Raw genomic sequence first — 21,526 nt, 5'->3', positions numbered from 1 at the left:
GGCTTTCAGGTGACTCAGGACTGAGGTGTGACGTCGGTGACGAACCAGCCGTCGGCGTCCTTGTCCCACTGGTAAACGTGAATGTCTTCCATGTGGTAGAACTCGTGGTCCGCCGGCTTGATCGTGTTGCCGGAGGCGGTCTCGGTGTCGGGGATGTTCAGCTGCTCCATGGCGGTGGCGAGCTTGTCCGCGTCGAGCGACTTGGCGCTCTCGGCCGCCGCGGCGAAGGCGACGATGCAGTCTCCGGCGATGGCCGTGCCCTTGGGCATCTTGGCCCCCGACTTCGGCCCCTCGACCACTCCGTACTTCTTCTCGACGGCTTCCACGTGGGCGCGGTAGCCGGGCTTCCAGGTGGCGCGGTCGCGGATGTTGAACTCTACGTTGCCCGCGGCGAAGACCGAGCCGACGGCCATGTCCTGGGCGGCGTCGAGGAAGGAGACGTTCTGCAGCCCTGAGGTGCCGGCCATCACGCCCTTGTAGCCCGACTCGGCAGCGGCGGCCATCGTCTTGGCGCCGCTGGCGTTGCTGGAGACGATGATCGCGCCGGCGTCCTTGAGCGCGTCGACGTAGGGCCGATGGGACTGGTCGTCGTTACGGGTCTCCTGGTAGCCCTTGTACTCGACGCCGTACTTGGGGCCGTACTCCTTGAGGTAACCGTCCATGGCCTTGCCGGTGTCGTCGGCCTCGTAGACCAGCCCGACCGAGCTGACGCCCTTGGCCTTGAGGTACTCCACCAGCTTCTCGACGCTCAGGTTGTTGGGGTCCTGCGAGCGGAAGCCGTACTTCAGCGAGCCGAAGTCGCCGGTGCCGACGCCCGGCTGGCAGTTGAGCTTGCTGTTGGTCTCGAAGATGTTCTTGGACGCGTTGTAGAAGGCCGACAGCGAGGGCCCGACCACGAAGTGCACCTGGCTGTCGCCGACCAGCTCGTTGCTGGCCTGCACCGCCTTGGCCGGGTCGAGCGCGGTGTCGCGGACGACGAGCTCCAGCTTGGCTCCCCCGACGCCGCCGGCCTCGTTGACGCGGTCCATCTCCACCCTGATGGAGTTCTCCTGGAGGATGCCCAGGATCGCGTACGCGCCGGTCATCGGGGCGATGAGCCCGATCTTTATGGTGTCGGCGCCCGCGCTCCAGCCGGCGTTTCCCGTTTCGCCGGCGGACTGGGCGCGCTCTTCCTTGCTCGCACAGCCGGTGAGCACCAGCGCGCTGACGGCAGCCGCAGAGATCCAGCGAAGTCCGGTCCCACGCATGTGCCACCTCCTTGTTCTCATGCCCCCGAGCCAGTAATTCCAATGTGCGGAACAGCGTTACACGGAGCCTAGAAATGCGGCTGTCCCGATGTCAACGGATACGTCTGATGTTTAACGATCCGAAACATGTCGCGGCTGCCACAGCTCCACGTGGACGCCGTTGGGCGTCTCCACCATGGCCAGCCGCGATGTGCCGTGCAGCGGTGTGGTCGCGGCGAACGGCCGGCATCGGACCCGCCCTCCGGCGCCGGCGGCGCGGGCCACGGCCTCATCCAGATCGTCCGTACGCGCGGACCAGGCGGTGTGCCCGAGCCCGCGAGCGGGCCGCTGAGCGGAACGCCGATCCACTCCGGGCCGGTCGGCCCGGATCATCTCGATACGGGTCGTGCCGCCGTCCGGGCCCGCCAGGAAAGCCAGCCTGAGCCGGGTGCCCGGCGGCAGGTCGGCCATCGTGTCCAGGCCCGGCGCGGCGAACGTCACGTCGTACCCGGCGGACATGCCGAGCGCGGCCCAGAAACGCAGCTCCGCCTCGAAGTCGGGCACGTGGCAGACCACGGAGGTCAGCTCCGTGTGCCGCCGTTCCGGGTCCGCCAGCCACGCGGCCGTGGGACGCGGGCCGGCCGGCTCGACGAACACCACGGGGACTCCGCCGGGCCCGAGGCAGTAACCCTCCACGACCTGGACGGTCCGCTCCCCCACGGGCACGTCGTACGCCTGCGGTGGGCTGATCCACGGATGGCCCGCCGCCCGCAGCCGCTCGTACGAGGCCGCGATGTCACGGGTGTAGAGGTTGATGCCGGCCACGCCCAGGTCCAGCGTGTGCGGGTGGACGGCGGGCGCCGCCGGGTCGTTCACCTTGAGCAGGTGGATGCGGCCGGTGGCGGCGCCCGCCGCGGCCAGCGAGCGCACCTCCACGTCGCCGGCGCCCTCTCCCCACAGCCGGTTCGCGTCGGCGGCCGCGACCACGCCCTCGGCCGCCACCGCGTACCCCAGCTCGCCGCAGTAGAAGTCCAGGTGCGGCCCGAAGTCGGCGACGCCGAGCACCGCCGCCGTGATGCTCCCGATCGGCTCGCTCATCGGCCCGCCCCCAGCCTGGCGCCCAGCTCGCGGCCGAGCGTCATCGCCGGTGTCACGCTCATGCCGCCGACGTAGTTGTCCCCGGCGAACACGTTGTTGCCGAGGATCTCCCCGACCGCGTAGAGCCCGGGGAGGGGTGCGCCGGATTCGGTCAGCACCTCCAGGTCCTCGTTCACGCGCAGCCCGTCGCGGCTGAGGATGGAGGCCCCGACCGTGGTGATCCCGTAGAACGGCGCCCGCTCGATCGGCGCCGGCAGCGTGGTGCGGCCGAAGTCGTCGTCGCGGCCGGCCCGCACCGCGGCGTTGTACCTCTCCACGGTGGCCGCCAGGCCCCCGGGCGCGACGCCGAGCTTCGCGGCCAGCTCCTCCAGGGTGTCGGCGACGGCGATCCACCGGCCGCGCTCCAGCTCGGCCAGCATCCGCTCGCGGGTCCAGTCGCCGGCGCCGTTGCGGATCAGCGGCTCGGCCGTCTCGGCGATCGCCCGGTCCCAGACGACGTGCATGGCGATCCGCGGCTGTTCCAGCAGCGCCCGCTCGCGGTGCTCCGGGCTGGTGCCGTCCTCCGCGACGAACCGCTCGCCGCGGTCGTTCACCCATATCTCGTACGGGGTCCGGTACGCGGGCGCGACCTCGATGAACGCCTCACGGTAGTCGACCGCGAAACCCTCCTGACCCGGGTCCGGGATCAGCCCCATCACGGGGATGAAGTAACCGTCGCGGCTCACCTGCGCGCCGAGCCCCATCGCCAGCTCCAGGCCGTCACCGGTGGCATGCGGCAGACAGCCGATCAGCGCACTCTCGCAGCCGTCCGGCAGAAAGCGATTACGCAGGCCGGGGTTGGCGTCATAGCCGCCGGTGGCCAGCACGACCGCGCCCCCGTGCGCGACGAGCTCACCGCCGGCACCGCCTACAGCGGTCGCGGCAGGCGCGCCGGGCGCGCCGGGCGCGGTGGTCGCGGTGGTCGCGCCGCCTGCGGTGGTCGCGGTGATGCCGGTGACGTGGCCGGCGGCGTCGACGATCGCGCCGGTGAGGCGGGTGTTCAGCAGCAGCCGTACGCGGCCGGCCTCGATCTGTTCTTCCAGCCGCCGCTTCAGCGGCTTCACCACCGACAGGCCGCTCTTGACGCCCCAGTACGTGCGCGGCACCGAGTACACCTCGTGCCCGTGCACCAGGCCAGGGGTGTCGGGATGGAAGTCGAAGCCCTGGCCGTCGAGCCAGTCGACGGTCTCGCCCTGCGCCTTGACCGACTTCCAGGCCAGCTTCTCGTCCACCTTGCCGTGGGAGAGGCGCAGTACGTCCTCGAAGTGGCGCTCGGGGCTGTCGTCGATGCCGCGCTCGCGCTGGCGGCGGGTCCCGGCCCCGCTGAACTCGCCGTTGGCGATGTGCAGCATCCCGCCGATCCGGTTCTGCTTCTCCAGCACCAGCACGCTCGCACCCGCGGCGGCGGCCTCGATGGCCGTGCACATCCCGGCCCCGCCCGCACCGATCACGATGACGTCGTAACGCCCCAGATCCTCGGCGTTCTCCGCACCGTTCGCGCCGGCGTTCCCCGCGCCGTTCGCGCCACCGTTCCCCGCGCTCATCACGCGCCTCCGGTCAGCTGGATCTCCAGCCCAGCGGGACCGCGCAGGAGCAGCTCGCCCAGCCGCTCGCCGCCGTGACGCTCCAGCTCCGCGGCCATGGCCACCGGGTCGTCCGCGGCGAACACCACCCGCCGCAGGCCGAGCGGCCGGTCCGACAGGTCGGCCGCGTCGACGCCGGTGAAGGACATGATCTCCAGTCGGGCCGGAGCCTGGTCGGCGGAGACCAGGAACGACAGCCGCAGGCTCGCGTCCGCCGGCATGCCGGTCATCCGGTCGAACGGCGGGCCGCTCATCTCCCCGTCGAACAGCACCTTGAGCCCGCCGCCCGCGGTGAAGAAGGCCAGCGCGGCGTCGTGGTCCCGCGGCACGATGACGGCGGTGTGCAGCTCGCCGTGCAGACGGCCGGGGTCGCGCTCCAGCGCGGGGCTGGGCCGGTGACCGGCGCCCGCCTGCGGCAGCGTCCACCACACGCCGTCCGCGCCCAGGGCCACGGCCTCGGTCAGGGACGCGGCTCCGTACGGGTAGGTCACGATCTCCCTGGACCTGCCGCCCGCCTCGTCGATCAGCCGGGTGGTGCGCGCCAGGTCACGCGAGTACATGCCGAGCAGGCGGGGGCCGACGTCCCAGAGCTGGGGGTCGGGCGCGTCCGCGCCGGGCACGAGGCGGATCCGGCCGGTGTCCACGCCCTCGACGCCGAGCAGCGCCTCCTTCCCGTCGTCCGCCAGCACGTCGAGCCCGAAGGCTCTGGCATGGAAGGCGGCCGACGCTCCGACATCCCTGCAGGCGATGACCGCCTCGACGATCGCTCCCAGCGACAAGCCGCACCTCCGCAGATCCAGACTGTTCCGTCCCTCGAAACGGTGTTTCAAACTAAGGCGGGATGTCGCTGACTGTCAATGATGTCGCAGGTTGGACGGTTCCCTCCTCTTGCGCGGCGCGCTTCCTATAGTCCAACCTGTAGAAACCAGAAACGCCGTTTCATGGAGTGGAACAGGAGCATCGGGTGTCCCAGGATCCGCCCGCGACCGCGTACCGTGCTGTCGCCCTGCAGACCGCCTGTCATGCCGTCAACCGCGCCGAGAGCGCGGCCGCCGCCCGCGACCAGATACGGGCCGCCGTCGACCGCGTGCACGAGCAGGTCACCGCGACCAAGCGGTTCGTCGGCCCCGGCGTGCGGCTGGTCGTCCTGCCGGAGTACCTGCTGACCGGCCACCCCATCGGGGAGCCGTTCCAGGAGTGGTGCGACCGCGCCGCCCTGGCGCCCGGTGGCCCCGAGTACGCCCGGCTCGCGGACGTCGCCAGGGACGCGGGCGTCTTCCTGTGCGTCAACGGCTACGAGACGGACGAGCACTTCCCGGGCGTCTACTTCCAGGCGTCGGTCGTCTTCGACCCGGCGGGCGATACCGTGCTCCGCTACCGGCGGCTCAACTCGATGTACGCCGTGACCCCGCACGACATCCTGGACCGCTACCTGGCCGTCTACGGCGAGGACGCGCTCTTCCCCGTCGCCAGGACCGAGATCGGCACGCTCGCCGCGATCGCCTCAGAGGAGATCCTCTTCCCCGAGGTGGCCCGCTGCCTGGCCATGCGCGGCGCCGAGGTGTTCCTGCACAGCTCGTCGGAGGTGTGCAGCGCGCTGCTCTCGCCGAAGAACGTGGCCAAGCTGGCCCGCGCCGTGGAGAACGGCGCGTACGTGGTCTCCGCCAACACCGGCGGCCTGTACGGCACCGGCATGCCCGCGGCCTCCGGCGACGGCGGCAGCCAGATCGTCGACCACCGCGGCCTCGTGCTGGCCAAGGCCGGTCAGGGCGAGACGATGGCCGCCAACGCGGAGATCGACCTGGCCGCGCTGCGCCGGGCCCGCAGGACCCCGGAGATGATGAACCTGCTCCCCCGCCAGCGGTTCGAGCTCTACGCGGCCAGCTACGCCCGCACCTCCTTCTACCCGCCCGACACGGTGCGGCCCGGCGAGACCGGGCGAGAGCACTTCGTGACCACCCAGCGTGCCGTCATCGAACGGCTGGCCGGCGACGGCCTCATCTGAGGAGGCGACATGCCCAGGGAGATCCACGTCCGGAACCCCCGCACCGGCACCCCGGACCACACCATCGTCGCCGCGGGCGACGACGAGATCATCGCCGCCGCGGGCGCGCTGCGCGCCCGCCAGAGCGCGTGGGCCGCCCAGCCGGTCGAGCGGCGCGCCGAGGCGCTGCGCGCGTTCGGCGACGCGGTCGCCCGGCACCGCGACGAGCTGGTCGCCCGGCTGGAGACCGACACGGGACGCCGCTGGGTCTCGCAGCTGGAGGTCGACTCGGTGCTGACCAGCATCGAGCGCACCTGCCGGTACGCCGAAGCCGCCTTCGCCCCGGAGGATCCGGCCCCCACCGCCGACCCCGACGTGCACGTCACCGGCGACCTGGTGCCGTACCCGGTCGTCGCGGTGATCTCGCCGTGGAACTTCCCGTTCCAGCTCGCTCTCATCGACGCGGTGCCCGCCCTGCTGGCCGGGTCGGCGGTGCTGCTGAAGCCGAGCGAGGTGACGCCGCGCTTCATCCCCGTGCTGCGCGCGTGCGTGGCCGAGGTCGAGGAGCTGGCGGGCGTCCTCACCGTGGTGGAGGGCGACGGCGCCACCGGCGCCACCATGGTCGCGGTGGCCGACGCGGTGTGCTTCACCGGCAGCGTGCGCACCGGCCGAGCGGTGGGCCGTGCGGCCGCCGAGCACTTCATCCCCGCCTTCCTTGAGCTGGGCGGCAAGGACCCGGCGATCGTCACCGCCTCGGCCGACCTGGACGCCGCCTCCTCCGCCATCCTGTGGGGCTCGACGATCAACTCCGGCCACTCCTGCATGTCCATCGAGCGGGTGTACGTGGACCACGCGGTGGTCGAGGAGTTCACCGAGGCGCTGGTGGCCAAGGCCGAACAGGTCGAGCTCGCGTACCCGGACATCGGCGACGGCCAGATCGGGCCGATCATCAGCGACGCCCAGGTGGACGTCATCCGCGAGCAGCTGGAGGAGGCCGTCGCCAAGGGCGCCGTGATCCGGACCGGCGGCACGATCCAGTATCTCGGCGGCGGCGCCTACCTGCGGCCCACCGTGCTGACCGGCGTCGACCACTCCATGCGGGTGATGCGCGAGGAGACGTTCGGCCCGATCATCCCGATCATGCCCTTCGACGGCGAGGACGAGGCCGTCACGCTCGCCAACGACACCGAGTTCGGGCTGAGCGCGGCCGTCTTCGCCGCCACCGCCGAACAGGCCGCGCCGGTCGCGCACCGGCTGGAGGCCGGCGCGGTCAGCGTCAACGACGTCTGCCTGACCGGCATGTTCCCCGAAGCGGAGAAGAACTCCTTCAAGTCGTCCGGGCTCGGCGCGTCCCGCATGGGGCCGCCGTCCGTGCGGCGCTTCCTCCGCCGCCGCGCCCTGCTCATGCGGGGCAGCGCCGGCATCCGCCCCTGGTACTACGACGGCACCCCCACCCAGACGGAGGAACGATGACCATCGCCGACATCCTGCGCGACATGTCCGGAGTGTGGGAGGGCACCTACACCGTGCTCGCCCCCGACGGCACCGTGCTGGAGCGCTACCCCAGCCGTCAGGAAGGCCGGATGGAAGGCACCGACTGGACCGAGAAGGTCGTCTACCTGCGCGAGGGCGCCGAACCGGCGGTGCGGCACTACCGCGCGATCGTCGACGGCGACTCGGTCCAGTTCGTCGACACCGAGATGTGGGGCACCACCGCCCGCGCCGGCGACCAGGCCATCGTGTTCACCTTCGGCTGGAACGACCGCCCGCAGGAGCGCATCGTCGAGATGTCGATGCCCACCGGCGACTATCGCACCCGCCTGTGGCAGCACTTCGAGGACGGCGCGCTGAGCCGCCTCACCGTCATCGAGGAGCGCCGCGTCCCCGGCGCCGAGCCCGAACGCTGGTACGTGCCGGCCGGCGCCTGACCGTACCCGAATCTCAGGAGAATCACTGGTGGAACTGGACTACGACCTCGTGGTGGTGGGCGCGGGCACCGCGGGCATCCCGTGCGCGGCGGAGGCCGCGCACGGCGGCGCCCGGGTGCTCCTGGTGGAGAAGGACCACCGCGTCGGCGGCACGCTGCACATCTCCGGCGGCCACATGGCGGCCGCGGGGACGCGGCGGCAGGCCGAGCGCGGCATCGCCGACTCCGTCGAGGCGCACCTGGCCGACATCCGCCGCATCAGCGGCGGCACCGTCCGCGAGGACCTCGTCCGCACCGTGGTGGAGAACGCCGCCGAGACCGTCGACTGGCTCGACGGTCTCGGCTTCCGCTTCGCGCCGGAGACGCCGCGCGTCATCTACGGGCACGAGCCGTACACGACCGCGCGCACCTACTACGGCGTGGACGAGGCGGTGTCGATCCTGGAGGTGTACGAGCGGGTGCTCGCCGACGCCACCGCCACCGGCCGCCTGGAGCTGTGGAAGAACGCCCCCGTGATCGAGCTGCTGACGGGCGGCGACGGCCGCGTCACCGGCGTCACCGTCCTGCGCGACGGCCAGGACGTACGGGTGAGCGCCCGCCACGTGGTGCTGGCCACCGGCGGGTTCGCCGCGGAGCCGGAGCTGTTCCTGGAGCTGGAGGGCGCGCCGCTGGTGTCGGCCGCCCACCCGACCTCCACCGGCGACGGCATCCTGCTGGCCAGGGAGCTCGACGCGGGCATCCAGGGCACCGGCTCGTTCCTGCCGAGCTTCGGCGGCCTGCCCCACCCCACCACCCCAGGCAAGGCCAACTGGTCCGACCGGCAGCTGCTCGTCGCCGCCGAGCGCCCGCCCGTCGAGATCTACGTGGACAGGACCGGGCGCCGCTGGGTGGCCGAGGACGAGCCGTCCATCGACACCAAGGAGCGCGCGCTCACCCGCATCCCGGACATGACGTTCTGGACCGTGTTCGACGACGCGATGCTGGAGTCGACCCGGTCGGGCCGCCCGCTCGTGGTCGGCTGGACGCCCGAGGAGCTGCGCGCCCAGGCCGGGGTGCGCGAGGGCGTGCACCGCGCCGCCACGCTGGAGGAGCTGGCCGCACAGACCGGCATCGACGCCGAAGGGCTGGTCGCCACCGCGGCCCGCTACAACGAGGCGGTGGCCGCCGGGTCCGACCCCGACTTCGGCCGCCTCCACCTGCCGCTGCCGCTGGCCGAGGCGCCCTTCTACGCGATCCGCAACCACGCCATCTCGCTGGTGACGTTCGCCGGGCTGGACATCGACGACGGCTTCAGAGTGCGCCGGGCCGACGGCGAGCCCATCACCGGCCTCTACGCCATCGGCGAGGTCATCGGCGCCGCCGCCACCTGCGGGCAGAGCTTCTGCTCCGGCATGCTCGTCACCCCAGCGATCACCTTCGGCCGGCTGCTCGGCCGCCGCCTGGCTCAGTCGTAGAAGCCGAGCCTGCGCAGCTGCTTGGGGTCGCGCTGCCAGTCCTTGGCCACGCTGATGCGCAGATCGAGGTAGACGCGGGTGCCGAGCAGCGCCTCGATCTGCTTGCGGGCGTTGGTGCCGACCTCGCGCAGCCGCTCGCCCTTGCGGCCGATGACGATGGCCTTCTGCGACGGCCGCTCGACGAACATGTGGGCGTAGATGTCGAGCAGGTCGTCGCGGTCGGCCCTGGGCAGCATCTCGTCGACCACGACCGCGATCGAGTGGGGCAGCTCGTCGCGCACGCCCTCCAGCGCCGCCTCCCGGATCAGCTCGCCGACCAGCACCTGCTCCGGCTCGTCGGTCAACCGGCCGTCCTCGTACAGCGGCGGCGACTCGGGCAGGTGGCGCACCAGCACGTCGGCCAGCACGTCGAGCTGCTCGCCCGACTGCGCCGACACCGGCACCACGTCGGCGAACTCCTCGATCTCCGACACCGCGAGCAACTGCTTGGCGATCTGCTCCTTGCTCGCCAGGTCGCACTTGGTGACCACGGCGATCACCGGCGTCTTCTTGACCGCCGCGAGCTTGCCCGCGATGAACCGGTCGCCCTTGCCGATCGGCTCGTTGGCCGGCACGCAGAACCCGATCACGTCGACCTCGGTCAGCGTCGACAGGACCAGGCTGTCGAGCCGCTCGCCGAGGAGGGTGCGCGGGCGGTGGAGCCCCGGCGTGTCGACGATGACGAGCTGCGCGTCGGGGCGGTGTACGATGCCCCTGATCACCCGCCTGGTCGTCTGCGGCTTCGACGAGGTGATCGCCACCTTCGTGCCGACCAGGGCGTTCATGAGCGTGGACTTGCCGACGTTCGGCCTCCCCACGAAGCAGGCGAATCCGGCGCGATGGCTGTCTGGCGAGGTCACATAGTGATTCTCGCCCATCAGGAGGCCTGCGCGCGCCACCAGGCGAACACCTCGGGCATCACCAGCGGTGTCCACGACGTCGTCGGCAGCCCGCCCAGCTCGTCCTCCCGGACCCACCTGGCTTCGCTGATCTCGTCGTCGTCGGGGGTGGGCGTGCCCGACACGAGCGCGCACCCGTACACCGCGATCATGTAAGCGCACTCGTGGCCGTTCGGATAGCGCACCCGGAACTCCGGCCCGCCGTAGACGCCGATCAGGCCGCGCACCCGCACGTGGATCCCGAGCTCCTCGCGCAGCTCGCGGCGCACGGCCGCCTCCGGGCGTTCGTCGGGGTCCACGGCGCCGCCCGGCGCCGCCCACAGGTCCACGTCGCCGTGGCGGGCCAGCAGCAGCCGGCCCTCGTCGTCGAACACGCAGCCGCAGACCGACGGCATCATCAGCAGGTCGGGCCCCAGCTTGGCGCGCACCTCCGCGAGGTAGGGCGACATCGGCATGCTCAGCCCCGCAGCGCGCCGTCGGGGCCGGCCACCAGGATGGCCGTCACGCCCAGCTCCGCCGCCACGGCCCGGTCGTCGTCGGACGGCCCGTCGCCGCCGGTGACCAGCGCCACCGCCTCCAGCGAGCGGGCGCCGCTCGAGACCGCCGTCGCCACCGCCACCTGCACGGCGGACAGCCGCAGCGCCGCCAGCGTCACGTCGGTGGCCGCGTACGTGCGGCCGGTCTCGTCGCGCACGGCCGCGCCCTCGGCGGAGCCGTTGCGGGCCCGCGACGCCCGCGCCAAAGTAATGATCTTGCTGTCTTCAGGATCGAGTGTCACGAGGACAAGGTTAGGGGCTGGCCATCCGCATCACGGCGTCGAGGAGCTGACGGGTGCGCTGCGGCTCCACCTCGGCCATGCTCGTGTGCACCAGCGAGACCAGCATGTCCCCCGAACGGGCCAGCACCACGTCCAGCGCGTACGGGTAGCCGTTCAGCCGGCCGCGCAGCTCGCCCGACACCGCCTCGTCCCCCACGTCCGCCACCGGCACCAGCGTGGCAGTCAGGTGGGTGCCGCCTTTGGCACGCACCTCCCGGCACGCCCTCAGCGACCCCGCCAGCGCGGCCATGTGCTCGTCGGCCGCACCGGCGTACCTGGCCAGCCCCACCCCGACCTGCTCGCCCAGCTCGTCGCCCTGGTAGCTGGCCGCGGCCTGCGCGGTCAGCCCCCGCTCCGGCGCCCGGCCACCGGCCGCGTCGAGCACGGCCCGGCAGTTGCGGTCGGCCGGCGTGAACGGCGCCCGCCACGCCTGCTCCGAGCGCGGTGAGAAACCGTCGGGCAGCCGTGGCTCCTTGCTGAGGATCTCCTTCATGTGGGCAAGCGCGCGCACGTCGAGCCCCTCTGTGCCTCCGCAGGCCGCAAGAGCGCCGGCCAGGAGCCCACAGACGATGATCCGGGTTCCGCGTTTCATGATTCCCCCCGGTGCCCAGCCTCCCCGAGCAGCGAAAACGGCAATCCACCGGAGTTACCAATAAACGATCAAACGCTAAAAGGGTGCCCTCGCCCGGTTATCCGGACGAGAGCACCCTTTACGCCGAACAACGTCCGACCGGCTAGCTGGCCAGAACGTTGTCGTCCCCCCAGGAGCGCCCTGCCGCGTGAACCCCCCTGCGGCGGGGCGCTTCCCCCTCCGGCACCCACCGCACAGGGTGCCGGGAAACAGACTCGCGGACCCCGCTTGCAACTCGCTTGACGACCGCTTGCCGCGAACCGGGCAGAGGTCACTCCTGCTCCGCCGCGGCCGGCACCGCGTCGTCCTGATCGGCCCGGACCCGCCGCACCACCACCGTGCTGATCCGGTTGCGCCGGCCGGCCAGGCTCTCCGCGGTCAGCTCAAGCCCCGCCACCTCAGCCCTCGACCCCGCGATCGGCACCCGCCCCAGCGCGTGCGCGAGCAGGCCACCGACCGTCTCCACGTCGTCGACCTCGATCTCGGCGTCGAACAGCTCGCCCAGCTCGTCGACCGGCATCCGCGCCGTCACCCGCACCCCGCCGTCGGGCATCGGCTCCACCCGCGGCGCCTCCTGGTCGTACTCGTCGGTGATCTCCCCGACGATCTCCTCCAGCACGTCCTCGATCGTGACCAGACCCGCGGTGCCGCCGTACTCGTCGATCACGATGGCCAGATGCGTCTGCCTCGCCTGCATCTCACGCAGCAACTGGTCGATCGGCTTGCTCTCCGGCACGTACGTCGCCGGCCGCATGATCGACTCGACCGTCTCCTTCTCGCCGTCACCGCCCGACTCGTGCACCCGGCGGGTGATGTCCTTGAGATAGGCGATGCCGATCACGTCGTCCTCGTTCTCGCCCACCACCGGGACCCGCGAGAAACCGCTCCGCAACGCCAGCGACAGCGCCTGCCTGAGCGTCTTGCCCCGCTCGATGTAGACCATGTCGGTGCGCGGCACCATCACCTCACGCACCAGCGTGTCGCCCAGCTCGAAGACCGAGTGGATCATCTCCCGCTCGTCGGGCTCGATCACCCGGCGCTCCTCGGCCAGGTCGACCAGGTCACGCAGCTCGGCCTCCGAGGTGAACGGACCGTCGCGGAACCCCTTGCCCGGGGTCAGCGCGTTGCCCAGCAGGATGAGCAGCTTCGGCAGGGGGCCGAAGATCTTCGTCAGCCCGTACACGATCGGCGCCCCCGCGAGCGCGATGGGCTCGGCGTGCTGACGGCCCAGCGTGCGCGGCATCACGCCCACGATCACGTAACTCACCAGGATCATCACCGCGGCCGCGGAGAAGTAGGCCCAGCCCTGATCGTCCATCAGATCGATGAACAGCAACGTCGCGATCACCGTCGCGACCAGCTCACAGCTCAGCCGCAGCAGGAGCAGCAGGTTCAGATAGCGCGGCGCGTCCGTGACGATGGCGTGCAGCCGCTGAGCGCCACGCCTGCCGTCGCGCACGGCCTCCTCGGCGCGGACCCGTGAGATCCGCGTCAGCGCCGTCTCCGTGCTGGCGATCAGGCCACCGACCACAACGAGGACGATGGCCAACGGCAACCAGGCGTTCACCGCGAGCTGCGCACCTCCCGCCACCCTTCGAGCAACCGCGCCTGAAGACCGAACATCTCCTTGTGCTCCTCAGGCTCCGCATGATCGTAACCGAGCAGATGCAGGATGCCATGGGTGCAGAGCAACTCGATCTCGTCCTGAGCGCTGTGCCCGGCCTCCTCCGCCTGCCGCGCCGCCACCTGGGGGCACAGCACCACGTCACCCAGCAGCGCCGGATCGGCCGGCCCCTCGGACTCGCCCCTGGCGCCGCCGCCGGGCCGCAGCTCGTCCATCGGGAAGGCGAGCACGTCCGTCGGGCCGGGCTCGCCCATCCACTTCTCGTGCAGCTCGGCCATCACGTTCTCGTCGACGACCACGAGCGACAGCTCGGCCAGCGGGTTGATGCCCATCTCGGACAGCACGTGGGTGGACAGCGCGACGAGCGACTCCTCGTCGACGCCCACCCCGGACTCGTTGTTGATCTCGATGCTCATCGTCGCTTACCCCGCTGCTGAATCGGTTCGGGAGTGCGCAGGGCGTCATAGCGGCCGTAGGCGTCGACGATCTCGCTCACCAGCTTGTGACGCACCACGTCGGCGCTCGTCAGCTGCGAGAAGTGGATGTCGTCGATGCCGTCGAGGATCTCCTGCACCACCCGCAGACCGCTCACCGTGCCCGCCGGCAGGTCGACCTGCGTCACGTCACCGGTCACCACGATCTTGCTGTTGAACCCGAGCCTCGTCAGGAACATCTTCATCTGCTCGGCCGACGAGTTCTGCGCCTCATCAAGGATGATGAATGCGTCGTTAAGGGTCCTACCGCGCATATACGCGAGGGGCGCCACCTCGATCGTGCCCGCCGCCATCAGCTTGGGGATCGAGTCGGGGTCGACCATGTCGTGCAGCGCGTCGTACAGCGGCCGGAGGTAGGGGTCGATCTTCTCGTACAGCGTGCCGGGCAGGAAGCCGAGCCGTTCGCCGGCCTCGACCGCCGGGCGGGTGAGGATGATGCGGTTGACCCGCTTCTCCTGGAGCGCCCGGACCGCCTTGGCCATCGCCAGGTAGGTCTTGCCGGTGCCGGCGGGGCCGATGCCGAACACGACCGTGTGCTTGTCGATGGCGTCGACGTAGCGCTTCTGGTTGGCCGTCTTGGGGCGGATGGTGCGCCCGCGCGAGGACAGGATGTCGAGCGACAGCACTTCGGCCGGGCGCTCGGAGGTCATCCGGAGCATGGCGATGCTCCGCTCGACGGCGTCGGGTGTGAGGTCGCCGCCGCTGCGCAGCACTTCGACCAGCTCCTCGAAGAGCCGGACGACAGTGCCGCTCTCGTCGGGGCTGCCGGTGACGGTGATCTCATTGCCGCGGACGTGGATGTCGGCCTTGAAGGCGCCCTCGATGACGCGTAGCAGCTCGTCGCGGGAGCCCAGGAGGCTGACCATGGGGTACTCGTCCGGAATCAGCACCTTGGCTTGTGTGCGCGTTGGAGGTGCCGTGCGTCGGGATTCGTGTAGTTCGGACATGGGCAGGCCAGCGTGGCCTGATGCCTCCCGGTCTCGAGGGCTTATCTTCTTCACCCATCGTATCCGGGGGCGGAACGTTTCCTCGCGGCAATATCAGCCGGGCGGCCATGTCAGGTTGCGGCCGCCCAGAACGTGCGCGTGCACGTGGAAGACGGTCTGCCCGGCGCCGGGTCCGGTGTTGAACACGACCCGGTAGCCCTCGTCGGCCACGCCTTCCTGGACGGCGACCGCGTGCGCGGCCTTGAGCACCTCGTCGGCCAGCCCCTGGTCGGCGCGGGCCAGCGCGGCGGCGTCTGCGTGGTGCTCCTTGGGGATGACGAGGACGTGGGTGGGGGCCTGCGGGTTGATGTCGCGGAACGCGAGCGCCCCGTCGTTCTCGTAGACGATCTCGGCCTGGATCTCCTTGGCCACGATCTTGCAGAACAGGCAGTCTGTCATCCGATCACCTTACCGATAGGGGTGGCTCTCCTGTCCGTAAGCCTCGACGACCCTGACCTGCTGCTCGGCATGTACGCTGATCAGCGTTGCGAATCGGTGACCGGATCCGTCGTGGCACCCGAAGATCCCCGCGGTTAGGGTGTCAGTGCACCATCGCAGCGAACGATTCAGCCTCGGGCGAGACCACCTGGCGAGGACACAACTGGGTCATGCCCCCAAAGGAACCGGAAGAACGTAAACCGTCAGGGAAGGCCGCGCGTCCCACTGATGTGACCACCGAAACCCTCCTGGTCGACAGATCCATGGGGGCGGTGCCGGTCGGGTGGGACGCCGACATGGCCGTGACCGCGCTTTACAGTGCGCATTTTCGGTCATTAGTTCGTCTCGCCGTGTTGCTGGTGCGCGACATGGCAACCGCGGAGGAAGTCGTGCAGGATGCGTTCGTCGCCATCCACGGCGCCTGGCGCAGGTTGCGTGACCCCGACAAGGCGCTCGCCTACCTACGGCAGTCCGTCGTCAACAGGTCCCGGTCCGTGCTGCGCCATCGGGCGGTCGTGGAGAAGTACGCCCCCAAGGGCCTGCCCGACGCGCCGAGCGCGGAGCACGGCGCCATCGGCGAGTTCGAACGGTCCGCGGTCATCGAGGCGTTGCGGGCGCTACCGTCTCGCCAGAGGGAGGCACTGGTCCTTCGTTACTACGGTGATCTGTCCGAAGCCGAGATCGCCCACGCCATGGGCATCAGCAAGGGGGCGGTGAAGAGCCACACGGCACGTGGCATGGCCGCCCTGCGTTCCGTCCTGGAGAAGATGTCATGACCCAGCCCCCCGACGAGTACGGCGAGGTCCTGCGCCGTGCCCTCCGTGCGGAGGCGGACGCGGTCGTGCCCTCGCCGGACGGGCTCGACGTCATCCGTACGAAGATCGAGCGGCGCGGCGCGCGCAACCTCTTCTGGTGGCGGGCCGGGGCGGCGGCAGCGAGCGCGGTGCTGGTGGCGGGCACGATCGTGATGGTGGTGCCCGACCTGCGCCAGCGTGTTGTCGAGGCGCCCTATCTCGAGGTGCGCACCACCTCCAGCGCCACCCCGCCGGCGAAGTCCTCGACCAGCCGGCCCGCCTCGCCCAAGTCGACCGTACGGGAGAGCGAGCCTCTGGTCGTGCCGCCGCCGACGTCGTCCGAGCCGCCGCAGAAGCAGGAGCCCCGCCCGTCGGAGACGGCCCGCTCGACCGCCAAGCCGACGCCCACCCCCACGCCGACCCCCTGCCCGTCGACGGCCGACCAGGCGGAGCAGCCGGCCGACTGCCCTGAGGCCGACGATCCGCCGACGCCTTCGCCGTCCGAGCCGGAAGCGTCGCCCACGCCGACGCCCTGCCCGGACGAGGAGTGCTCGACGCTGGACCCGGTGCCGACCATCTCGGACATGCCCAGCCCTCTGATCAGCGCGAACACGTCGTGACTCCCCTTCCCTGACCGCCGCGCACTCCCCCACCCACCCGCGTCACCGGCCCTCCCGGGTGTCACCAGCGTCCTGTACGGGTGAGCAGGACCGCCGCGGCGGCCACCCCCGCGGTCGAGGTGCGCAGCACCGTCGGCCCCAGCAGCACCGGCGTGGCCCCCGCCGCCAGGAACTCCGCCAGTTCAGGCTCCGACACCCCGCCCTCGGGCCCGACCACGACGACGATGTCACCGTCGTCCGGGAGCGCCACCCGCGACAGCGGCGCCGCGGCCTCCTCGTGCAGCACCAGCCCCAGCGCCGCCCCGGCCAGCAGCTTCACCACTCCGGCCGTCGAGACCGGCTCGGTCACCTCGGGCAGATGGAAGCGCCGGGCCTGCTTGCCCGCCTCGCGGGCCGTCGACCGCCAGCGCTGCAGCGCCTTGGCCACCTTGTCGCCCTTCCACTGGGTGATGCTCCGCGAGGCCTGCCAGGGAACGATCACGTCGACACCGGCCTCGGTCATCATCTCGACCGCCAGCTCGCCCCTGTCACCCTTCGGCAGCCCTTGCACGACGACCAGTCTCGGCCTGGGCGGCGCGACCTCGTACCTGCCCCGGACCTCCACCCGCAGCGAGTCCTTGAGCACCTCGCGCACCACGCACTCGGCCACCGACCCCGCCCCGTCGGTGAGATCCACCCGCTCCCCGGGCCGCAACCGCCTGACGGTGGCCGCGTGACGCCCTTCGGGGCCGCCGAGCACCAGCTCGGGGCCGTCGAGCTCGCCCGTCAGGAACACCGGAACCGTCACCAGCCACCTCGGATTCTCCACGTTACGCAACCACACGAACACCCTGCGCAATATCGTGTCCCGTGCAGCCTTCCTGAGATCACTCTACGAGGGGGTCGATGGCCGTCTCTCCCGCTCGCCAACGCGCGCCAGAACCGGGCGGTGTCCGAGAGCACGTGTCGCGGCCGATGCGCGTCAGGACGCGTCTCGTGCTCGTGCTGGCCGTGCCCACACTCCTGCTGATCACCGGGATGGCCGCGGAGGCGGCGGCCCGCCTGCACGCCCGCGCCGACGCCGACGCCACGGCCCGGCACGTGACACTGGTGCTCGCCGTCCAGGATCTCGTCCACGCGCTCCAGCGCGAACGTGCCCTCCTCGCGGCGCTGCTCGCCGGCGAGCCGCGCGTCAGGCCCGATCTCGTCCCCGCCCGCCACGCCACCGACCACGCCCGTTCGGCCCTCTCCCACCTGCTCGCCACCGCCCCTCCCACCGCGTACGGACCAGTACGCGACGCGCTCGCCCGCCTCCCCACCCTCGACCGCCCTCGCACCGGCACCCCGGCCCTCGCCCTGTCCCCCGACGCCCCCGCCACTCCCGGCGGCCCCCTTTCCCGCACCCGGCAGGCGACTCCCACACCGACCGCGCCCCTGGTGGGCCCTTACGGCGCGCTCGTGAGCCCAGGAGCCGCCACCCTGACCACAACCACCGATGGCGTCGCGCCGCCCACGTGGGACATGACCGCTGATGGCGCCGCGAACCCCACCCTCGACAGGACCGCCGAAGGTGCCTCAGACCCCGCCGTGACCCCTACTCAGGACGCGGTGGCCGGTACCGAAGGGACGGGGGTCGCCGGCGTGACTTCCACCCAGGGTTTGACCGGCGAGGCCGAAGGCGTCGGTGCCGAGATCGGTGCGTCCGTTGGTCGGAGGGCGCCGGTGGACAGGGGGCCGAAGGTGCGGCAGGACGTCTTCGAGGCGTTCACCGATGTGATCACGGAGTTGGCCGACGGGTCGTTCGGCACGGAGGTCGGCCGGTCAGACCCGTCGCTGCTGAGACGGTTGCAGGCGCTGGAGGCCATCAGCCGGGCCAAGGAGGCGGCCGCACGGCAACGGGCGGTGGTCACGGCGGCCTTCGCGACGGGCGCGTTCACCCAGGGCGAGTACATCACCTTCCTGGAGGCCCGCGCCTCCATGACCGACGCCCTGGACCGGTACCGCCGAACCGCCGGCCCTCAAGGCGTGGCCGCGCTGGAGCGGACGCAGCGGGGCGCTCCGGCGGCCAGGACGGCGCGGCTGGAACGCCGGGCCATCGCCGCCTCCCCCGGCACGCCCCTGACGGTCCGCACGCGTACCTGGCTCTCGGCCGGCGACGCCTACGCCGACGCCCTGCGCGCCGTGCAGCACGCGGCCGGACGCGAAGTACATGTCCTGGCGACGGCGGCCCGCGAACGCCACACCCGGCACCTGACCTGGCTGGCCGGTCTGGGTGCCGCGTTCCTGCTGGTCATGGGGGCACTGGGGGCGCTCATGGCACGTTCGATCACGCGTCCCCTCCGCAGGCTCACCGGCGAGGCCACCGCCCTGGCGCGCCACATCGCCACCCTGGAGGCAGCGGAGACGCCCCGCCTCGCCGTCCCCGGCACGCCCCCGTCCGACCTCCACGCCCCAGGGACTCGCCCCGCCCACCTGTGGCGCGCCTACGACGCCTCTTTCCCTCTGCCGTCCGCACGCCTTCCAAGCCTCGGAAATGCCTCGTACGGGAGAGAAACCCGCAGAGCCGGGACTCCAGGCCAGCCGGCGAGCCGCCCGACCTCGGACGCGCGCCAGGACCACTCGCGCGAAGTCCCAGGCCTCTCATTCCGCGTCAAACACCCACTCAGCGACAGAACCCACTCGCTTCCCAGCAAGCACCCCCTCAGGGTCGAGCCCACACACGAGAACACAACCCGGGACAAGCACCCTCTGGAGGTCGCGCCACCGTACGAAAGCACATCCCGCGACAAGCACCTCCAGGGAGGCGAGCCTCCGTACGAGAGCACGTTCCGCCTCGGTGAGGATCCCGCGCAGGGGACCGCTTCGGGCTTCGGGGGCGCCTCCTCAGGCGGGGAGGTCTCGGACAAGGTCGGCGGGGCGATCCGGAGCGGGGAAACCGCTGGGGAGTTCGCGCGGCTGGCAGGGGCGCTGGGTGACATGCATGAGGCGGCGGTGCGGATCGCGGCCGGGCGGGCGGCGATCCGGCGGGACGCGGCGGCGTCGCTGGGCGAGCTGGGGACGCGGCACCGGGATCTGGTGCACCGGCAGCTGACGTTCATCAGCGTGCTGCAGCGCGACGAGTCGGACCCCGCCGTGCTGGCCAGGCTGTGCGAGCTGGACCGCGTGACCAGCCGTCTGCGCAGGAACGCCGAGAGCCTGCTGGTCCTGACCGGCACGCGGGGGCAGCGGCGCTCGTCGGAACCGGTGCCGGTGGACGAGGTGCTCCGGTCGGTGCTGGCCGAGGTCGAGGAGCACCACCGGGTGGCGCTGCGGGTGGTGGGCCGGGCGCACGTGCGGGGGCCGGTGGTGGCGGAGGTGGCGCACATGCTGGCCGAGCTGATGGAGAACGCGCTGGGCTATTCGCCACCCGAGTCGGAGGTGGACGTGGTGTCACGGGCCGCCGAGGGTGAGTGCCGCGTCACCATCTCCGACTACGGCATGGGCATGACGGCCGGGGAGCTGGCCGCGGCCAACGCCCGGCTGCGGGGCGAGCAGAGCTTCCTGGTGGCGCCGACCCGCTGCCTGGGCCACCACGTGGTGGGCAGGCTGGCCGAGCGGCTGGGCGTGCGGGTGTCGCTGCACCCGTCGCCCGGCCGCGGCGTCACGGCACAGGTGACCCTCCCGGAGGAGCTCCTGGCCGTGCAGCCCGCGGAGGCGGTCAACGGGTCCCGGTGACCGGCCGCCCGCCGCCGCGTCCCGTCGTCAGCGGCCGTTGAAGGCGTCGCGGAGACGGGAGAAGAAACCCTGCTGGCCGGGCGCGAACTTGCCCGGCGGCCGCTCCTCGCCGCGCAGCTTGGCCAGCTCGCGCAGCAGCTCCTCCTGCGGGGGGTCGAGGCGGGACGGGGTCTCCACGTTCACGTGGATGAGCAGGTCGCCGCGGCCGGTCTCGTTGAGGCGCTGCACGCCGCGGCCGTACATGGTGATGACCTGACCCGACTGCGTGCCGGGGCGGACGTCGATCTCCTCGGCGCCGTCGAGGGTCTCGACGGTGAGCACGGTGCCGAGCGCGGCGGCCGTCATCGGGATCTGGACGGTGCAGTGGAGGTCGTCGCCGCGCCGCTCGAAGATCTCGTGGGAGCGCTCGACGATCTCCAGGAAGAGGTCGCCGGGCGGGCCGCCGCCGGGGCCGATCTCGCCCTCGCCGGCGAGCTGGATGTGGGTGCCGTCCTCGACGCCCGCGGGGATGCGGACCTTGATCGTGCGGCGGGTGCGGACCCGGCCGTCGCCCGAGCACTCCTGGCACGGGTGGCGGATGATGCTGCCGAAGCCACCGCACTGCGGGCACGGCCGCGTGGTCATGACCTGCCCGAGGAAGGACCGGGTGACCTGGGAGATCTCGCCGCGGCCGTTGCACATGTCGCAGGTGTCGGGGTGGGTGCCGGGCGCCGCGCCGACGCCCTGGCACACCTCGCACAGCACGGCCGTGTCGACCTGGAGCTCCCGGGTGGTGCCGAACGCGGTCTCGCGCAGGTCGAGCTCGACCCGGATCGTCGCGTTGCGGCCGCGGCGGGCGCGCGAGCGCGGGCCGCGGGCGCCGCCCGTGGCGGTGCCGAAGAACGCGTCCATGATGTCGCTGAACGGGAAGCCGGCGCCGAAGCCGCCGCCCGGCGCACCCGCCCCGGCGCCGCCGAACGGGTCGCCGCCCAGGTCGTACATCTGGCGCTTGTTCGGATCGGAGAGCACCTCGTAGGCCTGCGTGATCTCCTTGAACCGCTCCTGCGTGGCGGGGTCAGGGTTCACGTCGGGGTGCAGCTCGCGGGCCAGCCGGCGGTAGGCCTTCTTGATCTCGTCCTGACTGGCGTCACGGCGCACCCCGAGGGCGGCGTAATAGTCGCTGTTTGCCACTTATCGACCT

21 protein-coding genes are annotated in these 21,526 nt (G+C 71.6%); 7 read left to right on the top strand and 14 right to left on the bottom strand.

The genetic code is table 11. The features are described from left to right. Window positions 1-14: 14 nt before the first annotated feature. The 4 genes from ABD999_RS26230 to ABD999_RS26215 all read right to left on the bottom strand — a co-directional run bounded on the left by ABD999_RS26230 (window position 15) and on the right by ABD999_RS26215 (window position 4,725). Window positions 15-1,247, bottom strand: a complete 1,233-nt coding sequence (locus tag ABD999_RS26230; protein WP_271279317.1) for an ABC transporter substrate-binding protein — start codon at window positions 1,245-1,247, stop codon at window positions 15-17. A 111-nt stretch (window positions 1,248-1,358) separates the two neighbouring features. After that, window positions 1,359-2,324, bottom strand: a complete 966-nt coding sequence (locus tag ABD999_RS26225; RefSeq protein ID WP_271279318.1) for a VOC family protein — start codon at window positions 2,322-2,324, stop codon at window positions 1,359-1,361. Continuing rightward, window positions 2,321-3,907: an FAD-dependent oxidoreductase gene (locus ABD999_RS26220; RefSeq protein WP_271279319.1), complete on the bottom strand. Its 1,587-nt coding sequence runs from the start codon at window positions 3,905-3,907 to the stop codon at window positions 2,321-2,323. The genes ABD999_RS26225 and ABD999_RS26220 overlap by 4 nt, the downstream gene beginning before the upstream one ends. Next, a complete protein-coding gene (locus ABD999_RS26215; protein WP_271279320.1) occupies window positions 3,907-4,725 on the bottom strand; it encodes a VOC family protein in 819 nt (272 codons plus the stop codon). Before ABD999_RS26215 ends, ABD999_RS26220 begins: the two co-directional genes overlap by 1 nt. Window positions 4,726-4,910: 185 nt before the next feature. Between ABD999_RS26215 and ABD999_RS26210 the strand changes: the two genes are divergently transcribed. The 4 genes from ABD999_RS26210 to ABD999_RS26195 are packed head-to-tail and all read left to right on the top strand — an operon-like array spanning window position 4,911 to window position 9,311. Next, window positions 4,911-5,951, top strand: coding sequence for a nitrilase-related carbon-nitrogen hydrolase (locus ABD999_RS26210; protein ID WP_271279321.1), 1,041 nt, complete (start codon window positions 4,911-4,913; stop codon window positions 5,949-5,951). 9 nt (window positions 5,952-5,960) lie between these two features. Next, a complete protein-coding gene (locus ABD999_RS26205) occupies window positions 5,961-7,403 on the top strand; it encodes an aldehyde dehydrogenase family protein (RefSeq protein ID WP_271279322.1) in 1,443 nt (480 codons plus the stop codon). After that, window positions 7,400-7,858 (top strand): DUF3598 family protein, encoded by a 459-nt coding sequence (locus ABD999_RS26200; RefSeq protein ID WP_271279323.1) that lies wholly within the window; start codon window positions 7,400-7,402, stop codon window positions 7,856-7,858. Before ABD999_RS26205 ends, ABD999_RS26200 begins: the two co-directional genes overlap by 4 nt. A 28-nt stretch (window positions 7,859-7,886) precedes the next feature. Next, on the top strand, window positions 7,887-9,311 hold the full coding sequence (locus ABD999_RS26195; RefSeq protein ID WP_345482930.1) for an FAD-dependent oxidoreductase: 1,425 nt from the start codon (window positions 7,887-7,889) through the stop codon (window positions 9,309-9,311). Here ABD999_RS26195 and era read toward each other — a convergent pair. From era to ABD999_RS26155, 8 genes are all read right to left on the bottom strand, one after another. Beyond that, a complete protein-coding gene (gene era, locus ABD999_RS26190) occupies window positions 9,302-10,210 on the bottom strand; it encodes a GTPase Era (RefSeq protein ID WP_271279859.1) in 909 nt (302 codons plus the stop codon). The genes ABD999_RS26195 and era overlap by 10 nt on opposite strands. A gap of 17 nt (window positions 10,211-10,227) precedes the next feature. Continuing rightward, window positions 10,228-10,704: an NUDIX domain-containing protein gene (locus tag ABD999_RS26185; RefSeq protein WP_271279860.1), complete on the bottom strand. Its 477-nt coding sequence runs from the start codon at window positions 10,702-10,704 to the stop codon at window positions 10,228-10,230. 2 nt (window positions 10,705-10,706) lie between these two features. Next, window positions 10,707-11,027 carry a cytidine deaminase gene (locus ABD999_RS26180; protein WP_148033482.1) on the bottom strand — a complete coding sequence of 107 codons (321 nt, stop codon included), beginning with the start codon at window positions 11,025-11,027 and terminating at the stop codon, window positions 10,707-10,709. A 10-nt stretch (window positions 11,028-11,037) separates the two neighbouring features. Beyond that, window positions 11,038-11,577 carry a hypothetical protein gene (locus ABD999_RS26175; RefSeq protein ID WP_148033483.1) on the bottom strand — a complete coding sequence of 180 codons (540 nt, stop codon included), beginning with the start codon at window positions 11,575-11,577 and terminating at the stop codon, window positions 11,038-11,040. A gap of 391 nt (window positions 11,578-11,968) precedes the next feature. Then, the gene (locus ABD999_RS26170) at window positions 11,969-13,288 is read right to left on the bottom strand and encodes a hemolysin family protein (protein ID WP_378525157.1); all 1,320 of its coding nucleotides are present in this window, start codon (window positions 13,286-13,288) and stop codon (window positions 11,969-11,971) included. Next, window positions 13,261-13,737 carry an rRNA maturation RNase YbeY gene (gene ybeY / locus ABD999_RS26165; RefSeq protein ID WP_148033485.1) on the bottom strand — a complete coding sequence of 159 codons (477 nt, stop codon included), beginning with the start codon at window positions 13,735-13,737 and terminating at the stop codon, window positions 13,261-13,263. The genes ABD999_RS26170 and ybeY overlap by 28 nt, the downstream gene beginning before the upstream one ends. Further along, entirely contained in the window at window positions 13,734-14,762 is a 1,029-nt protein-coding gene (locus ABD999_RS26160; RefSeq protein WP_148034833.1) for a PhoH family protein, read from the bottom strand. Before ABD999_RS26160 ends, ybeY begins: the two co-directional genes overlap by 4 nt. Before the next feature lie 93 nt (window positions 14,763-14,855). Then, a complete protein-coding gene (locus ABD999_RS26155) occupies window positions 14,856-15,200 on the bottom strand; it encodes a histidine triad nucleotide-binding protein (RefSeq protein ID WP_271279861.1) in 345 nt (114 codons plus the stop codon). Between the two features lie 302 nt (window positions 15,201-15,502). Here ABD999_RS26155 and ABD999_RS26150 point away from each other — a divergent pair, with 302 nt between their 5' ends. After that, window positions 15,503-16,015 (top strand): SigE family RNA polymerase sigma factor, encoded by a 513-nt coding sequence (locus ABD999_RS26150; protein ID WP_148034834.1) that lies wholly within the window; start codon window positions 15,503-15,505, stop codon window positions 16,013-16,015. After that, window positions 16,012-16,653: a hypothetical protein gene (locus ABD999_RS26145; RefSeq protein ID WP_271279862.1), complete on the top strand. Its 642-nt coding sequence runs from the start codon at window positions 16,012-16,014 to the stop codon at window positions 16,651-16,653. Before ABD999_RS26150 ends, ABD999_RS26145 begins: the two co-directional genes overlap by 4 nt. 61 nt (window positions 16,654-16,714) lie before the next feature. On the opposite strand, the gene ABD999_RS26140 is transcribed toward ABD999_RS26145, so the two are convergent. Next, entirely contained in the window at window positions 16,715-17,440 is a 726-nt protein-coding gene (locus tag ABD999_RS26140; protein WP_271279863.1) for a 16S rRNA (uracil(1498)-N(3))-methyltransferase, read from the bottom strand. Window positions 17,441-17,607: 167 nt separating this feature from the next. On the opposite strand from ABD999_RS26140, the gene ABD999_RS26135 reads away from it, so the two are divergent. Further along, window positions 17,608-20,346, top strand: coding sequence for a sensor histidine kinase (locus ABD999_RS26135; protein ID WP_271279864.1), 2,739 nt, complete (start codon window positions 17,608-17,610; stop codon window positions 20,344-20,346). Window positions 20,347-20,373: 27 nt separating this feature from the next. Here the strand turns inward: ABD999_RS26135 and dnaJ are convergent, their stop codons facing one another. Beyond that, a complete protein-coding gene (gene dnaJ, locus ABD999_RS26130; RefSeq protein ID WP_148033490.1) occupies window positions 20,374-21,516 on the bottom strand; it encodes a molecular chaperone DnaJ in 1,143 nt (380 codons plus the stop codon). Window positions 21,517-21,526 lie beyond the last annotated feature (10 nt).

The sequence above is a fragment of the Nonomuraea ferruginea genome, assembly GCF_039540635.1.
GTDB classification, from domain to species: Bacteria; Actinomycetota; Actinomycetes; order Streptosporangiales; family Streptosporangiaceae; genus Nonomuraea; species Nonomuraea ferruginea.
The sequence above is the reverse complement of the archived record's forward strand: the minus strand, read 5'-3'. Positions and strand labels throughout refer to the sequence as shown.

Bases quoted from the DNA above. Each gene is read 5' to 3' on its own strand.
- ABD999_RS26155 (WP_271279861.1), bottom strand. From the start codon at position 15,200: ATGACAGACTGCCTGTTCTGCAAGATCGTGGCCAAGGAGATCCAGGCC.
- ABD999_RS26220 (WP_271279319.1), bottom strand. From the start codon at position 3,907: ATGAGCGCGGGGAACGGTGGCGCGAACGGCGCGGGGAACGCCGGCGCG.
- ABD999_RS26230 (WP_271279317.1), bottom strand. From the start codon at position 1,247: ATGCGTGGGACCGGACTTCGCTGGATCTCTGCGGCTGCCGTCAGCGCG.
- ABD999_RS26200 (WP_271279323.1), top strand. From the start codon at position 7,400: ATGACCATCGCCGACATCCTGCGCGACATGTCCGGAGTGTGGGAGGGC.
- ABD999_RS26135 (WP_271279864.1), top strand. From the start codon at position 17,608: ATGCGCGTCAGGACGCGTCTCGTGCTCGTGCTGGCCGTGCCCACACTC.
- ABD999_RS26150 (WP_148034834.1), top strand. From the start codon at position 15,503: ATGGGGGCGGTGCCGGTCGGGTGGGACGCCGACATGGCCGTGACCGCG.
- ABD999_RS26145 (WP_271279862.1), top strand. From the start codon at position 16,012: ATGACCCAGCCCCCCGACGAGTACGGCGAGGTCCTGCGCCGTGCCCTC.
- ABD999_RS26225 (WP_271279318.1), bottom strand. From the start codon at position 2,324: ATGAGCGAGCCGATCGGGAGCATCACGGCGGCGGTGCTCGGCGTCGCC.
- ABD999_RS26205 (WP_271279322.1), top strand. From the start codon at position 5,961: ATGCCCAGGGAGATCCACGTCCGGAACCCCCGCACCGGCACCCCGGAC.
- ABD999_RS26160 (WP_148034833.1), bottom strand. From the start codon at position 14,762: ATGTCCGAACTACACGAATCCCGACGCACGGCACCTCCAACGCGCACA.
- ybeY (WP_148033485.1), bottom strand. From the start codon at position 13,737: ATGAGCATCGAGATCAACAACGAGTCCGGGGTGGGCGTCGACGAGGAG.
- ABD999_RS26185 (WP_271279860.1), bottom strand. From the start codon at position 10,704: ATGCCGATGTCGCCCTACCTCGCGGAGGTGCGCGCCAAGCTGGGGCCC.